This window comes from Pseudomonas sp. B10, from assembly GCF_900156235.1.
In the GTDB taxonomy this organism is placed as follows: Bacteria; Pseudomonadota; Gammaproteobacteria; order Pseudomonadales; family Pseudomonadaceae; genus Aquipseudomonas; species Aquipseudomonas siliginis.
Map to the genome: position 1 here is coordinate 2,057,438 of NZ_LT707063.1, position 15,119 is coordinate 2,072,556.

A 15,119-nucleotide genomic window follows, 5' to 3' on the forward strand; every position below is an offset into this window, starting at 1 on the left:
AATGCAATTGATTCGCATCTAACCATGCCGATCAGCACCTATAAAGATTCGTGCGACACGGAGCGCTATCGATGTCCTCACGCCTTACCCGCCAGACTGCTTCCCCTTCCCGCGTACTGTCGCTGCTGACTGCGGCCATCCTTATGGCTGGCACCGCACCGCTGCTGGCGGCCGCCGAGCAACCGACACGCAACATGGGCGATTACGCCTTCGCCATCGGCCAGCAACCACTGGTTTCGGCATTGAATGCCTTTACCGCCGTGACGGGTTGGCAGGTCGGCTTGCCGGCCGAGTTGGGGCAGAACGTCTCGTCGCCGGGCGTGCGCGGTTCGCTACAGCCGGAGAAAGCCCTCGAGCGCCTGTTGGTGGGGACCAACCTGAGCTTTCGCAAGCTGAGCAACAACAATGTCGTGCTGGAAAAACGCAACAGCAGCGGCACGCTCAATCTCGATCAGGTGACCATCAGCGCCACTCGCCAGGAACAGTCGGTCAACAGCGTGCCCTCGACGGTCAGCGTGCAGGATCGCCAAGCGCTTGACCGCAACAACGTCAACACCATCAAGGATCTGGTGCGCTACGAGCCAGGCGTTTCCGTTGGCGGTGCCGGTCAGCGTGGCGGCATCAGCGGCTACAACATTCGCGGTATCGACGGCGACCGCATCCTGACTCAAGTCGATGGCGTGGAAATCCCCAACGGCTTCTTCAACGGCCCGTATGCCAAGAGCCAGCGCAACTACGTCGACCCGGAAATCGTCAAGCGTGTGGAAATCCTGCGCGGCCCTGCCTCGGTGCTGTACGGCAGCAACGCCATCGGCGGCGCGGTCAGTTACTACACGCTGGACGCCGACGACATCATCAAACCGGGCAAGGACGTCGGCGCGCGTCTGAAAAGCGGTTACAGCTCCGCCGATGACAGCTGGCTGAAATCGGCCACCGTCGCCGGGCGCAGCGGTGAGTTCGACGGTCTGCTGCATTACAGCCAGCGCGACGGTCACGAAAGCGAATCGTTCGGCGGCAACAATGGCACCGGCCTTGAGCGCACCGCCGCCAACCCGGAAGACGTGCGCGCGACCAACGTCCTGGCCAAGCTCGGCTGGAACTACAACGACGATTCGCGCCTGGGCCTGACCTACGAAAAGTACAAGGACGATCGCGACACCGATCAGAAAAGTGCCTACGGCGGCCCGTACTTCAACGGCGCGCCGACCATCCCGAGCAGCATCCTGCCCGGCGGCATGTACCAGTGGCGTACCGGTAACGACACCATCACCCGCGAGCGTTTCGGCATCGAGCACTCGTTCGCCCTCGACAGCCTGCTCGCCGATAACGCCAAGTGGAGCCTCAACCACCAGATCGCCAAGACCGACCAGAGTACCGCAGAGTATTACTACCCGATGACGCGTCGGGTACTGCGCACCCGCGACACGATCTACGAGGAAAAACAGTGGGTGTTCGACGCGCAACTGGACAAGGCCTTCGCCATCGGTGACACCGATCACCTGCTGACCTACGGCACCACGATCAAGCAACAGAAAGTCACCGGTTCACGCAGCGGCGACGGCACATGCCTGGCGGTCGGTCGTGGCTGCACGGCGATTGGCGCGACCAGTGCGGCGGACGTGCTGGCCAAGGCCTCTGATTTCCCCGATCCGACCATCAACACCTACAGCCTGTTCGCTCAGGATCAGATCAGCTGGAACGACTGGACCTTCCTGCCGGGCCTGCGCTACGACTACACCCAGCTCAAGCCGCACATCACCGAGGAATTCCTCAACACCGTGAATGCCGACGGCCAGGGCACGGTCAGCGACAAGAACAAGACCTGGCACAAAGTCTCGCCAAAATTCGGCCTGACCTATGCACTGACGGACAACTACACCTGGTACGGCCAGTACGCCGAAGGCTTCCGCACGCCCACGGCAAAATCGCTGTACGGGCGTTTCGAGAACAACACCACCGGCTACACCGTGGCGCCCAACTCCGACCTTGAGCCGGAAAAAAGCAAAGGTTTCGAAACCGGCCTGCGCGGGAATTTCGAGCAGGGCTCGTTCGACGTCGCGGTGTTTTATAACAAGTACCGCGACTTCATCAACGAGGACGCGGTCAAGCCGGGCGACGATGAGTTGACCTTCCAGAGCAATAACATCAAGCGCGCCACCATCAAGGGCGCAGAAGTCAAAGGTCGCTTGAATCTGGACGCGTTCGGCGCGCCGCAAGGCCTGTATACCCAAGGCTCGATCGCCTACGCCTACGGTCGCAACAACGACAGCGGCGAGCCGATCAACAGCGTCAACCCGCTCACCGGCGTGTTCGGCCTCGGTTACGACCAGGACAACTATGGCGGCCTGCTGAGCTGGACCGTGGTGAAGAAAAAGGACCGCGTCGACGACAGCAATTTCAAATCGCCGGACGGCGTCAGCAGTCAGTTCAAGACCCCGGGCTTCGGCATTCTCGATCTGGCCGGCTATTACAAGGTGACCAACGATGTCACCGTCAGCGGCGGCGTCTACAACCTGACCGACAAGAAGTATTGGCTGTGGGATGACGTGCGCGGTTACGACAGCGTTGGCGAAGCCTCGGTGACGCAACCGGCCAACCTCGATCGCCTGACCCAACCGGGACGCAACTTCGCGATCAACCTGATCTGGGACATCTGATCCGCCCGGCCTCACTGCGCGTGTTATCGCTGCGCAATGAGGTTTTTTTACTGTCCGCCGCCCGCCCGTACGTCTTGTTATCAAGCGCCTCATTTATCAAGGACATTCCATGACTGCCCCGGAAAAAGCCCTGCGTTCGCAACGCCTGAACCAGATCACCCATGAGCCGCACAGCAAACTCGATGCGCTGGTCAAAGCCCACGCACCATTCGAAACCCGCGCCAGCTTCGCCCGTTTCGTCGTCGCGCAATACCTGTTCCAGGCGGAACTGGTCGAGCTGTACAACGATGCCGAACTGACCGCGATCGTCCCGGATCTGCCAGCCCGTTGCCGCGCCGAAGCGGCCAGGGCTGACCTCGCCGACCTCGACACCGAAGTCCCGGCGCCGGTGGCCGGCGCGCTGAAAAACCCGAGCAAGGCGCGGGCGCTGGGCTGGATCTTCGTGTCGGAGGGTTCCAAGCTCGGCGCGGCGTTCCTGATCAAGCGCGCGGTGGCGCTCGATCTGAGCGAAACCTTTGGCGCCCGGCATTTGGCAGAACCGCAAGGTGGCCGCGCCGAGGGCTGGAAAAGCTTTGTGCGCACCCTCGATGCGTTGCCGCTCACGGCAGAGGAAGAAGCGGAAGTTGAGCAAGGTGCGCTGGATGCGTTCAACCGCTTTACCGTGCTGCTGGAACGGGCTTATGCGGCAGAAGCCGAACCTGCCTGATCCTCGACACAGCAGAGAATCCTGTGGGAGCTGGCTTGCCAGCGATGGCGTTATGTCAGTCAACTTTGTAGTCACTGATCGACCGCTATCGCTGGCAAGCCAGCTCCCACAGAGGACTCAGTAAGTCTGTAGAATCCCCGACTCGCTTCATTGCCACTTCGAGCCCATGCCCACACCCGCCACCTCGAAACTCGCCCGTCTGCTGTTCGGCCTGCTGGCCTATGTCAGCCTCGGCATTGGCCTGATCGCCATCGTCGTGCCCGGTCTGCCGACCACCGAGTTCATTCTCCTTGCCGCGTGGGCCGCGACCCGCAGTTCGCCGCGCTTGAGCGCCTGGCTGGAAAATCATCGCCTGTTCGGGCCGATCCTCAGTAACTGGCGCAACGGCAGGATCATCGCGCGCAAGGCCAAGCTCAGTGCCACCGTCAGCATGCTGCTGTGTGCGACGTTGATGCTGGTGATGCTCGACCACGGCTGGCCGATCTATCTGGCGATTGCCGGCATGGCCATGGGCAACCTGTGGATCTGGTCGCGCCCGGAAACACCCGTCGCGGTAGTGAAACATCCCTGTAATTAAAGCCTTTTCAGCACTTTCCCCTGCGCAAACGTTTAGCAGCGACCGTCCGTCGGCAAGCGCCTCATGCCGTTTCGCTCGACGCCGATGAGGATTGAATGGCGCTGAATGGATTTGGCAAACCGGGCTCCCGGCCCAGCCACCTGTTTATTCCATTCGCGAGATCGCCCCATGTTCGACTCTCTTTCCATTCGCCTGAAAATCGTCCTGCTCTCCGGCCTGTGCCTGCTCGGAGTGGTGGTGCTGATTGTCAGCATGAACATCTACCAGACCAACCAGAACGACGCGCTGGTCAGTCAATCCAGCAACCAGTTGCTCACCGCCAGCGTGCAGAACCTGCTGCAGGCCAAGGCCGCCGAACAAGCGGTGCGGGTGCAGAAAACCTTTGGCGAAAGCCTGCTGGTGGTCACCGCCCTCGCCGACCAGATCAAGGATCTGCGGACGATGGCCGCCAAGCGTTCACTCGAAGCCGGCGCCGTTCGGGAAGAGCTGAACCAAAGTCTGAAAACCGCTTTCGAGCGCAACGATAAAGTCCTTGGCATCTGGCTGGCCTTCGAACCCAACGGCCTCGACGGCAAGGACAGCGAATTCGCCAACGATGCCGCGCGGCAGTCCAACGAAGCCGGGCGATTCGCCTCGTACTGGAGTCGTGCCGCCGGCGCCGCACTGAATACGATCATGGTCGAGGACGACTTGACCAAGACCACCCTCAGCGTCAGCGGCACGCCGTACAACAGTTGGTACACCTGCCCTCGCGACAACAAACGCACCTGCCTGCTCGACCCGTATGCCGACACCGTCGGTGGCAAGGAAATGCTCATGACGACCATTTCCGTGCCAGTGATGGTCGACGGCAAAGCGATCGGTGTGGTCGGTGTCGACATCGCGCTCGACGCCCTGCAAGCCGCCGCCGTCGACTCGCAGCGCAGCCTGTTCAACAACGCCGGGCACATGCTGATCGTCTCCGGCAGCGGTGTGCTGGCGGCCGACAGTGCTGACGCGACGCGGGTCGGCAAAAAAATCAGCGACACCCTCGGCGCCGATGGCAAGGATGTATTGCAACTGGTCGGCAGCGGCACGGTAAAAATTCTCCAACAGGGCGAGCTGATTCGCGCGGTTTACCCGGTCGACCCGATCGGCAATTCGCGCGCCTGGGGCGTGGTCATCGACCTGCCCGAGCACGTGCTGCTGGCCGACTCGGTGAAGCTGCAAGCGGTACTCGATGACGCACAACAAACCGGCGTGATCACTGCCCTGCTGGTAGCGGGCGTGGCCGGTCTGGTCGGCCTGCTGCTGATCTGGCTCACCGCCTCCGGCGTCACCCGTCCGATCAACAGCGTCGCCGAGATGCTGAAGAACATCGCCAGCGGCGAAGGCGATCTGACCCAGCGCCTGAACTACAGCAAGACAGATGAACTGGGCGAACTGGTGAACTGGTTCAACCGCTTCCTCGACAAGCTTCAGCCGACCATCGCGCAGATCAAACAGAGCATCACCGAAGCGCGCGGCACGGCCGATCAGTCGTCGGAAATTGCCCGCCAGACCAGTGAAGGCATGCAGGTGCAGTTCCGCGAAATCGATCAGGTCGCCACCGCCTCCAACGAAATGAGCGCCACTGCCCACGACGTCGCCAACAGTGCCTCGAACGCAGCCAACGCGGCCAAGGGTGCCGATCAGTCGGCGAAGGACGGCATGGCGATCATCGAGCGCAGCACCCGCGACATCAATCAACTCGCCGATGAAGTCAGCAAAGCGGTGACCGAGGTCGAAGCGCTGGCGGTCAACAGCGAGCAGATCGGCTCGGTGCTGGAAGTGATTCGCAGCATCGCCGAACAGACCAACCTGCTGGCCCTCAACGCTGCCATCGAAGCCGCCCGCGCCGGCGAAAGCGGTCGCGGTTTTGCCGTGGTCGCCGACGAGGTGCGCAACCTGGCCAAGCGCACGCAGGATTCGGTGGAAGAAATCCGCATCGTCATCGAGCGCATCCAGACCGGCACCCGTGGCGTGGTCGCGACCATGCACTCGAGCCAGACCCAGGCGCACAACAACGCCGGGCAGATTCGTCAGGCCGTTGATGCGCTGGGCAAGATCAGCGACGCGGTGACGGTGATCAGCGACATGAACCTGCAGATCGCCAGTGCCGCCGAAGAGCAAAGCGCAGTGGCCGAAGAGGTCAACCGCAACGTCTCGGCGATCCGCACCGTCACCGAAACCCTGACCGAGCAGGCTACCGAATCGGCAGCGATCAGCAGCCAGCTCAACAGTCTGGCGAGCCAGCAGATGAAATTGATGGATCAGTTCCGCGTCTAGCCGCCAGAGCGGGAACAACAAAAATCCCTGTGGGAGCTGGCTTGCCAGCGATGGCGGCAGGTCAGTTGACCATTCTGTGGCTGACACACCGCTATCGCTGGCAAGCCAGCTCCCACAGGGGTAAGTGTTCACCCTGCGGTTTCATCTAAACCGCGATTCTTTTGCACTATCATCGCCCTCTCGTTCCGGAGGGCCTTCGATGACTGATCTGCTCACGTCCATCCAAACCGCACTCGGCCTGCCCCACACGCCGATCCCCTTCAACGGTGACGGCGCGTTGCCCTCGGCGTTCGCAGTCACTGAACTGGCCTGCGCCAGCATCGCCGCTGCCGGGCAAGCGCTCAGCGAATTGCTCCACCCGCAAATCGGGCACTTGCCAGCGGTTGCAGTCGACCGCCGTCTGGCCTCGTTGTGGTTCTCCACCTCGCTGCGCCCGATCGGCTGGCAGGTGCCGCCCTTATGGGATGCGATCGCCGGCGACTATGCGACCCGGGACGGCTGGATCCGTCTGCACACCAACGCCCCGCATCACCGCGCCGCCGCTGAACGCGTGCTCGGTGCCTGCGCCGATCGTGCCGCAATGGCGGCAAAAGTCGCGCAATGGGACAGTGCGGATCTGGAACAAGCAGTGGTCGACGCCAACGGCTGCGCCGCCGAGATGCGCAGTTGGGCGCAGTGGCAGCAACACCCGCAGGGGCTGGCGGTGAATGCCGAAGCGCTGGTGCAATTCATCGAGCAGACAGACGAGAACCGCAGCCCATGGCAAGGTTCGCTCGCACGACCTCTGACCGGGATCAAGGTGCTCGACCTGACCCGCGTCCTCGCCGGTCCCACCGCCAGCCGCTTCCTCGCTGGGCTGGGCGCAAACGTGCTGCGCATCGATCCACCGAGCTGGAACGAACCCGGCGTCGTTCCGGAAATGACCCTCGGCAAACGCTGCGCGCGGCTGGATCTGCAAGTGCCAGCGGATCGCGCAGTGTTCGAAGGTTTATTGCAAGACGCCGACATCTTGCTCCACGGCTATCGCGCCGATGCGCTGGAACATCTGGGGTTTGGTATTGAACGCCGAAGGCAACTGGCACCGGGGCTGATCGATGTCTGCCTCAACGCCTACGGCTGGAGCGGCCCCTGGCAGAACCGCCGGGGCTTCGACAGCCTGGTGCAGATGAGCAGCGGCATTGCAGAGGCCGGACAGCATTGGAAGCACAGCGATAAACCGACGCCACTGCCGGTGCAGGCACTGGATCATGCGACCGGGTATCTGCTGGCGGCGAGTGCAATAAGGCTGCTGACTGAACGACTGGCCAGCGGTCGCGGGGGTTCGGCGCGGTTGTCGCTGGCGCGTACGGCGAAGCTGTTGCTCGAGCATGGGCCGGGGACGCATGACCTGCTGCGGGCCGAAGATGCACTGGATCAGGATCCGGCGATTGAACACACCGCGTGGGGGCCGGCGCGGAGGTTGCGCGTGCCGCTGCAGATCAGCGGGACGGCGGTGCGGTGGGATTGGCCCGCCGCCGAATTGGGGTCACATCGGGCGCAGTGGTGATTTTGAGGCCGCCTTCGCGAGCAGGCTCGCTCCCACATGGATTCGCGTAGTCCTGTGGGAGCGAGCCTGCTCGCGAAGGGGCCTGCCCGGCCAAAGCAAACCCGCCTACAAACTCAACACCCCGCTATACAACCCATACGCCGCCAGCCCCGCACCGATCACCACGCAGGCAAAAATCCCTTTCTCCACCGTGGTGAAAACCGGCTGGCCCTGTTCACGCTTGGCCTTGGCAAACAGGATCACCCCCGGCGCATACAGCAGCGCCGACAGCAGCAGATATTTCACTCCCCCGGCATACAACAGCCACACCGCGTAAACCAGGGCGATGCCGCCGATCAGCAGATCCTTGGTACGTTCCGCCGAGGCGTGTTCGTAAGTTTCGCCGCGCCCGCTGAGCAGCACCGCGTAGGCCGCCGACCAGAGGTACGGCACCAGAATCATCGACGAGGCCAGGTAAATCAGACTGGTGTAAGTGCCCGCCGAAAAAAGCGTGATCAGCAGGAAAATCTGGATCATCACATTGGTCAGCCACAGCGCGTTGACCGGCACGTGGTTCTTGTTTTCCTTCTTCAGGAACGCCGGCATGGTCTTGTCCTTGGCCGTTGCGAAAAGGATTTCCGCGCAGAGCAAGGCCCAGGACAACAATGCACCGAGCAGCGAAATCGCCAGCCCGATGCTGATCAGCAACGCACCCCACGGCCCGACGATGTGCTCGAGCACCGCTGCCAGTGATGGGTTTTGCAGATTGGCCAGTTCCGGCTGGCTCATGATCCCCAGCGACAGCACGTTGACCAGCACTAGCAGCGCCAGCACGCCGAGAAACCCGATCACCGTGGCGCGGCCGACGTCGCTGCGTTTTTCTGCGCGAGCCGAATAGACGCTGGCGCCTTCGATGCCGATGAAGACGAAAACGGTGACCAGCATCATGTTGCGCACTTGGTCCATCACCCCGCCGAAGTTCGGGTTGCTGCGGCCCCAGATGTCGCGGGTGAAGATGTCAGCCTTGAACGCGACGGCAGCGATGACGATGAACATGATCAGCGGCACAACCTTGGCCACGGTGGTCAACTGGTTGATCAGCGCCGCCTCCTTGATCCCGCGCATCACCAGAAAATGCACCGCCCACAACAGCACCGAAGCGCAGCCGATGGCGATCGGCGTATTGCCCTGACCGAACACCGGGAAGAAATAGCCAAGGGTGCTGAACAGCAAGACGAAATAGCCGACGTTGCCCAGCCAGGCGCTGATCCAGTAACCCCACGCCGACGAAAAACCCATGTAATCGCCAAACCCGGCCTTGGCGTAGGCGTAGACGCCCGAGTCCAGCTCTGGTTTGCGATTGGCCAGGGTCTGAAAGACGAAGGCCAGCGTCAGCATGCCGATTGCGGTGATGCCCCAGCCGATCAGGATCGCCCCGGCATCGGCGCGCGCCGCCATGTTTTGCGGCAACGAGAAAATCCCCCCGCCGATCATCGACCCGACCACCAGCGCGATCAACGCACCAAGGCGCAGCTTTTGCGTCGGTTGCGACATGCAGATCTCCTTGAAAGAGCCGTTGTTGTTTATTTGTAACAACACCTGACTAAAAGCCTAAGGGTAGATGACGTTTATCAGGTAATGCCGAATCTCGCACCCGTTATATATAGCCGACCACGATAACGCTTATCACGTTTAAGACAGTTTTGTGCGCTGATCCTGATTAATCAATTCTGTACTGCGAAAAGATGACCGCCATTTGCCAAACGCTGAAAAGCAACTAGCGTCATAGTTCGAAAGCATTAACAGTTATTCCCGATTGCATCAGCTAAATGCCTCTGGAACGGGCCTTTCAGTCCACAGCGTTATGCCCGCAACGGGCGGACAAGTCATTCATTAACAATGGAATGTGACCATGCACTGATCCATGTCAGCTGTTCGAACAGACAACAGTACTAGGCTGTGAGCTCTCCTTTCCTGCAATGGAGTCATGCAAATGTCTGAAGCGCCCGGAAAACTAAGACTCGGTGCACTGGTTGCACTGGTAGTCGGTTCAATGATCGGTGGCGGGATATTTTCGTTGCCACAAAACATGGCCGCCAGCGCCGACGTCGGTGCAGTGCTGATCGGCTGGGCCATCACCGCAGTCGGCATGCTCACCCTCGCTTTCGTCTTTCAGACCCTCGCCAATCGCAAGCCTGACCTGGACGGCGGTGTCTACGCCTACGCCAAGGCCGGATTCGGCGACTACATGGGTTTCTCATCCGCCTGGGGCTACTGGATCAGCGCCTGGCTGGGCAACGTCGGTTACTTCGTTCTGCTGTTCAGCACCCTCGGCTATTTCTTTCCGATCTTCGGCGAAGGCAATACCCCGGCGGCGGTGATCGGCGCGTCCTTGCTGCTGTGGGGCGTGCATTTCCTGGTGTTGCGCGGGATCAAGGAAGCGGCGTTCATCAACCTGGTGACCACGGTCGCCAAGGTCGTGCCGCTGCTGCTGTTCGTGTTGATCGCAGTCTTCGCGTTCAGACTGGACATCTTCACCGCCGACATCTGGGGCGTGAAAAACCCCGACCTGGGCAGTGTGATGAACCAGGTGCGCAACATGATGCTGGTCACCGTCTGGGTGTTCATCGGCATCGAAGGCGCAAGCATCTTCTCCGCCCGTGCCGAGAAACGCTCGGACGTCGGCAAGGCTACGGTGATCGGCTTCATCACCGTGCTGCTGTTTCTGGTGCTGGTGAACGTGCTGTCGCTGGGCATCATGACCCAGCCGGAACTGGCGAAACTGCAGAACCCGTCAATGGCCGCCGTGCTTGAGCATGTGGTCGGTCACTGGGGTGCGGTGCTGATCAGCGTCGGCCTGATCATCTCGCTGCTCGGCGCGCTGCTGTCGTGGGTGCTGCTGTGTGCCGAGATCATGTTCGCCGCCGCCAAAGACCACACCATGCCGGAGTTTCTGCGCAAGGAAAACGCCAACCATGTGCCGGTCAACGCCCTGTGGCTGACCAACGCGATGGTGCAGGTGTTCCTGATCATCACCCTGTTCTCGGCCAGCACTTACCTGTCGCTGATCTACCTCGCCACCTCGATGATTCTGGTGCCGTACCTGTGGTCGGCGGCCTATGCCCTGCTGCTGGCGGTGCGCGGCGAGAGCTACGAAGGCTTTGCCGCCGAGCGGCGCAAGGATCTGATCATCGGCGGTATCGCCCTGATCTATGCGGTGTGGTTGTTGTACGCCGGCGGGGTCAAGTACCTGCTGCTGTCGGCCCTGCTCTACGCGCCCGGCGCGATCCTGTTCGCCAAGGCCAAGCTGGAACTCAAACAACCGGTTTTCACCAACGTCGAGAAGCTGATTTTCGCCGCAGTGGTCGTGGGCGCCGTGGTGGCGGCCTACGGTCTCTACGATGGCTTCCTGACGCTGTAACCCCTGATTGAATTGTCATCTGGAGGAACACAGAAATGACCACGGAAAAAGTGAAGTACGGCGTCCACTCCGAAGCCGGGAAACTGCGTAAAGTCATGGTTTGCTCCCCAGGTCTGGCCCATCAGCGGCTGACCCCGAACAACTGCGATGAACTGCTGTTCGATGACGTGCTGTGGGTGGCGCAGGCCAAGCGCGATCACTTCGACTTCGTCACCAAAATGCGCGAACGCGGCATCGACGTGGTGGAAATGCACAACCTGCTGACCGACATCGTCGCCATCCCCGAAGCGCTGGACTGGATTCTTGAGCGCAAGGTGACCGCCGACTCGGTGGGCCTGGGCCTGATCAGCGAAGTGAAATCCTGGCTGAAAAGCCTCGAGCCACGCCACATCGCCGAATTCCTGATTGGCGGCGTCTCGGCCGATGATCTGCCGGACAGCTTCGGTGGCAAGACCATCCAGATGTTCCGCGATTTCCTCGGCCACTCCAGCTTCATCCTGCCGCCGCTGCCCAACACCCAGTTCACCCGCGATACTACCTGCTGGATCTACGGTGGCGTGACGCTGAACCCGATGTACTGGCCGGCGCGCCGTCAGGAAACCCTGCTGACCACCGCCATCTACAAATTCCATCCGCAGTTCACCAACGCCGAATTCGAGATCTGGTACGGCGACCCGGACAAGGATCACGGCAACTCCACCCTTGAGGGCGGCGACGTCATGCCGATCGGCAACGGTGTGGTACTGATCGGCATGGGCGAGCGCTCATCGCGTCAGGCCATCGGCCAACTGGCGCTGAACCTGTTCAACAACAAAGCGGTGGAAAAAGTCATCGTCGCCGGCCTGCCGAAGTCCCGAGCGGCAATGCACCTGGACACCGTGTTCAGCTTCTGCGACCGCGACCTGGTGACGATCTTCCCGGAAGTGGTCAACCAGATCGTCGCCTTCACCCTGCGCCCTGACGAAAGCAAACAGGGCGGCATCGACATCCGCCGCGAAGAAGGCAGCTTCCTCGACACCGTCGCTGCGGCGCTGAATCTGCCGAAACTGCGCGTGGTGGAAACCGGCGGCAACAGCTTCGCCGCCGAACGCGAGCAATGGGACGACGGCAACAACGTGGTGGCGATGGAGCCCGGCGTGGTCATCGGCTACGACCGCAACACCTACACCAACACCCTGCTGCGCAAGGCTGGCGTGGAGGTCATCACCATCAGCGCTGGCGAACTTGGTCGCGGCCGTGGCGGCGGCCACTGCATGACCTGCCCGATCATCCGTGACCCGATCGATTACTAAACGACCGTCCCCCGGCCGCACCCATCCCGTAGCGGCCGGGCCGATTACCGAATCCAAGGAGAATCATCATGGCGTTTAACATCCACAACCGTAACCTGCTCAGCCTGGAACACCACACCCCACGTGAGCTGCGTTACCTGCTCGACCTGTCCCGCGATCTGAAACGCGCGAAATACACCGGCACCGAGCAACAGCATCTGAAGGGCAACAACATCGCCCTGATCTTCGAAAAAACTTCGACCCGCACCCGTTGCGCCTTCGAAGTGGCGGCCTATGACCAAGGCGCCAACGTCACTTACATCGACCCGAACTCCTCGCAAATCGGCCACAAGGAAAGCATGAAGGACACCGCCCGCGTGCTCGGGCGCATGTACGACGCCATCGAGTACCGTGGCTTCAAACAGGAAATCGTCGAAGAGTTGGCCAAGTTCGCCGGCGTGCCGGTGTTCAACGGCCTGACCGATGAATATCACCCGACCCAGATGATCGCCGACGTGCTGACCATGCGTGAGCACGCCGACAAGCCGATCCACGAAATCAGCTACGCCTACTTGGGTGACGCGCGCAACAACATGGGCAACTCGCTGCTGCTGATCGGCGCCAAGCTCGGCATGGACGTGCGCATCTGCGCGCCAAAAGCCCTGTGGCCGCTGGACGATCTGGTGGCGCGCTGCAAAAAATACGGTGAGGAAAGCGGCGCACGCATCACCCTCACCGAAGATCCGAAAGAAGCGGTCAAAGGCGTCGACTTCATTCACACCGATGTCTGGGTATCGATGGGCGAACCGGTGGAAGCCTGGGCCGAGCGTATCCAGCAACTGCTGCCGTATCAGGTCAACGCCGACCTGATGAAGGCCACCGGCAACCCGCGTACCAAATTCATGCACTGCCTGCCGGCGTTCCACAACAGCGACACCAAGGTCGGCAAACAGATCGCCGAGCAGTATCCGCACCTGAAAAACGGCATCGAAGTGACCGACGACGTGTTCGAGTCGCCGGCCTGCATCGCCTTCGAGCAGGCGGAAAACCGCATGCACACGATCAAGGCGATTTTGGTCTCGACACTGGCTGATCTCTAACTGATCGGCCCGGTCCCTGTGGGAGCTGGCTTGCCAGCGATGGCGGTGTGTCAGCCGACATAAACACTGACTGATACACCGTCATCGCGGGCAAGCCCGGCTCCCACAGGGATCGCATTCGTCCTGCACGAACTCACTGTTTTCTAGAAGGACATGCACCATGCGTATCGTCGTAGCCCTGGGCGGTAACGCCCTGCTCCGCCGTGGTGAGCCGATGACCGCTGACAACCAGCGCGCCAACATCCGCATCGCCACCGAGCAAATCGCCAAGATCCATCCCGGCAACCAACTGGTCATCGCCCACGGCAATGGCCCGCAAGTCGGCCTGCTGTCGCTGCAAGCGGCGGCCTACACCTCCGTCACCCCCTACCCGCTGGACGTGCTCGGTGCCGAAACCGAAGGCATGATCGGCTACATCATCGAACAGGAACTGGGCAACCTGCTCGACTTCGAAGTGCCGTTCGCCACCCTGCTGACCCAGGTTGAAGTCGATGCCAACGACCCGGCTTTCAAGAAGCCGAGCAAGCCGATCGGCCCGGTCTACGAGAAAGCCGAAGCGGAAAAACTCGCCGCCGAAAAAGGCTGGGCGATTGCCCCGGATGGCGACAAATTCCGCCGCGTGGTGGCCAGTCCACGGCCGAAGCGCATCTTCGAAATCCGTCCGATCAAGTGGCTGCTGGACAAGGGCAGCATCGTCATTTGCGCTGGTGGCGGCGGCATTCCGACCATGTATGACGAAAACTGTAACCTCAAGGGTATCGAGGCGGTGATCGACAAGGATCTGTGTTCGTCGTTGCTTGCCGAGCAATTGGAAGCCGACCTGCTGGTGATCGCCACCGACGTCAACGCAGCGTTCATCGACTACGGCAAGCCGACGCAGAAAGCCATCGCCGAAGCCCACCCGGACGAACTTGAGCGCCTTGGTTTCGCCGCCGGCTCCATGGGACCGAAGGTGGAGGCAGCCTGCGAATTCGCGCGCCATACTGGCAAGGTCGCGGTGATCGGTTCGCTGGCCGATATCGAAGCCATCGTCCAGGGCACCGCCGGTACGCGGGTCAGCACGGCGAAGCCGGGGATCAGCTACCGATAACAATAAACGCCGGGGCAGGCTCAAGGCCTGCTCCGCTTCCATGCCTTGAAAGGAGTAGCTCAATGGCCCAGTTCGAACCCGGTCATCTGCATATCGAGCGGCACGCGTTGACCGACGATGACGTCAATTACAACGTGCATCTGGACTATGAAGTGTTCACCGACCCGCAGAAAGGCAAGGGGATTCAGTTCACCCTGCACGGCAGCATGCAGGGCAAGGACATGAAGGAGGCATTTTTCCTGCCCAAGGAAGAGGCCTACAACTTCGCCCGCGATGTCACGCGGATCGCCGAGAAGTACGGCATACCCAAGACCCACAGCCAGATCGGCTCGGTGCACAAGCATTACGATCTGATGTTTGAAGACATTCGGCAGAAGTTGAATATGCAGTCGGGGGATCCGGTGAACCTCGAGCATTTCGAATAATCCGAATCCACCACACTGATCGTTCCCACGCTCCGCGTGG

10 protein-coding genes and 2 pseudogenes are annotated in these 15,119 nt (G+C 61.2%); 11 read left to right on the forward strand and 1 reads right to left on the reverse strand.

Annotation, left to right across the window (positions count from 1 at the left end; genetic code table 11):
- Positions 1 to 71: 71 nt before the first annotated feature.
- From BXA01_RS09220 to BXA01_RS09240, 6 genes and pseudogenes are all read left to right on the forward strand, one after another.
- Positions 72 to 2,657 (forward strand): TonB-dependent receptor, encoded by a 2,586-nt coding sequence (locus tag BXA01_RS09220; protein ID WP_076563929.1) that lies wholly within the window; start codon positions 72 to 74, stop codon positions 2,655 to 2,657.
- A 109-nt stretch (positions 2,658 to 2,766) separates the two neighbouring features.
- A complete protein-coding gene (locus BXA01_RS09225; protein WP_076563930.1) occupies positions 2,767 to 3,363 on the forward strand; it encodes a biliverdin-producing heme oxygenase in 597 nt (198 codons plus the stop codon).
- Between the two features lie 166 nt (positions 3,364 to 3,529).
- The gene (locus BXA01_RS09230) at positions 3,530 to 3,940 is read left to right on the forward strand and encodes a YbaN family protein (RefSeq protein WP_076563931.1); all 411 of its coding nucleotides are present in this window, start codon (positions 3,530 to 3,532) and stop codon (positions 3,938 to 3,940) included.
- 441 nt (positions 3,941 to 4,381) lie between these two features.
- Positions 4,382 to 5,341 (forward strand): annotated as a pseudogene (locus tag BXA01_RS27660) (PDC sensor domain-containing protein); the annotation flags it as partial.
- A 378-nt stretch (positions 5,342 to 5,719) separates the two neighbouring features.
- Positions 5,720 to 6,247, forward strand: a pseudogene (locus BXA01_RS27665) (methyl-accepting chemotaxis protein); the annotation flags it as partial.
- A 199-nt stretch (positions 6,248 to 6,446) separates the two neighbouring features.
- Positions 6,447 to 7,793: a CoA transferase gene (locus tag BXA01_RS09240; protein WP_076563933.1), complete on the forward strand. Its 1,347-nt coding sequence runs from the start codon at positions 6,447 to 6,449 to the stop codon at positions 7,791 to 7,793.
- A gap of 105 nt (positions 7,794 to 7,898) precedes the next feature.
- Here the strand turns inward: BXA01_RS09240 and arcD (BXA01_RS09245) are convergent, their stop codons facing one another.
- Positions 7,899 to 9,326 carry an arginine-ornithine antiporter gene (gene arcD, locus BXA01_RS09245; RefSeq protein ID WP_076563934.1) on the reverse strand — a complete coding sequence of 476 codons (1,428 nt, stop codon included), beginning with the start codon at positions 9,324 to 9,326 and terminating at the stop codon, positions 7,899 to 7,901.
- Positions 9,327 to 9,765: 439 nt separating this feature from the next.
- On the opposite strand from arcD (BXA01_RS09245), the gene arcD (BXA01_RS09250) reads away from it, so the two are divergent.
- The 5 genes from arcD (BXA01_RS09250) to BXA01_RS09270 all read left to right on the forward strand — a co-directional run bounded on the left by arcD (BXA01_RS09250) (position 9,766) and on the right by BXA01_RS09270 (position 15,079).
- Entirely contained in the window at positions 9,766 to 11,193 is a 1,428-nt protein-coding gene (arcD, locus tag BXA01_RS09250; protein WP_016773517.1) for an arginine-ornithine antiporter, read from the forward strand.
- A 35-nt stretch (positions 11,194 to 11,228) separates the two neighbouring features.
- Entirely contained in the window at positions 11,229 to 12,485 is a 1,257-nt protein-coding gene (gene arcA / locus BXA01_RS09255; protein ID WP_016773516.1) for an arginine deiminase, read from the forward strand.
- A gap of 68 nt (positions 12,486 to 12,553) precedes the next feature.
- A complete protein-coding gene (locus BXA01_RS09260; protein ID WP_024014074.1) occupies positions 12,554 to 13,564 on the forward strand; it encodes an ornithine carbamoyltransferase in 1,011 nt (336 codons plus the stop codon).
- A gap of 160 nt (positions 13,565 to 13,724) precedes the next feature.
- Positions 13,725 to 14,654, forward strand: a complete 930-nt coding sequence (gene arcC, locus BXA01_RS09265; protein ID WP_076563935.1) for a carbamate kinase — start codon at positions 13,725 to 13,727, stop codon at positions 14,652 to 14,654.
- A 62-nt stretch (positions 14,655 to 14,716) separates the two neighbouring features.
- Entirely contained in the window at positions 14,717 to 15,079 is a 363-nt protein-coding gene (locus tag BXA01_RS09270; RefSeq protein WP_041479784.1) for a DUF5064 family protein, read from the forward strand.
- The last annotated feature ends 40 nt before the right edge of the window (positions 15,080 to 15,119 follow it).

Coding starts and splice junctions, on each gene's coding strand:
- arcD (WP_016773517.1), top strand. CDS start 9,766: ATGTCTGAAGCGCCCGGAAAACTAAGACTCGGTGCACTGGTTGCACTG.
- arcC (WP_076563935.1), top strand. CDS start 13,725: ATGCGTATCGTCGTAGCCCTGGGCGGTAACGCCCTGCTCCGCCGTGGT.
- BXA01_RS09220 (WP_076563929.1), top strand. CDS start 72: ATGTCCTCACGCCTTACCCGCCAGACTGCTTCCCCTTCCCGCGTACTG.
- BXA01_RS09260 (WP_024014074.1), top strand. CDS start 12,554: ATGGCGTTTAACATCCACAACCGTAACCTGCTCAGCCTGGAACACCAC.
- arcD (WP_076563934.1), bottom strand. CDS start 9,326: ATGTCGCAACCGACGCAAAAGCTGCGCCTTGGTGCGTTGATCGCGCTG.
- BXA01_RS09270 (WP_041479784.1), top strand. CDS start 14,717: ATGGCCCAGTTCGAACCCGGTCATCTGCATATCGAGCGGCACGCGTTG.
- BXA01_RS09230 (WP_076563931.1), top strand. CDS start 3,530: ATGCCCACACCCGCCACCTCGAAACTCGCCCGTCTGCTGTTCGGCCTG.
- BXA01_RS09240 (WP_076563933.1), top strand. CDS start 6,447: ATGACTGATCTGCTCACGTCCATCCAAACCGCACTCGGCCTGCCCCAC.
- BXA01_RS09225 (WP_076563930.1), top strand. CDS start 2,767: ATGACTGCCCCGGAAAAAGCCCTGCGTTCGCAACGCCTGAACCAGATC.
- arcA (WP_016773516.1), top strand. CDS start 11,229: ATGACCACGGAAAAAGTGAAGTACGGCGTCCACTCCGAAGCCGGGAAA.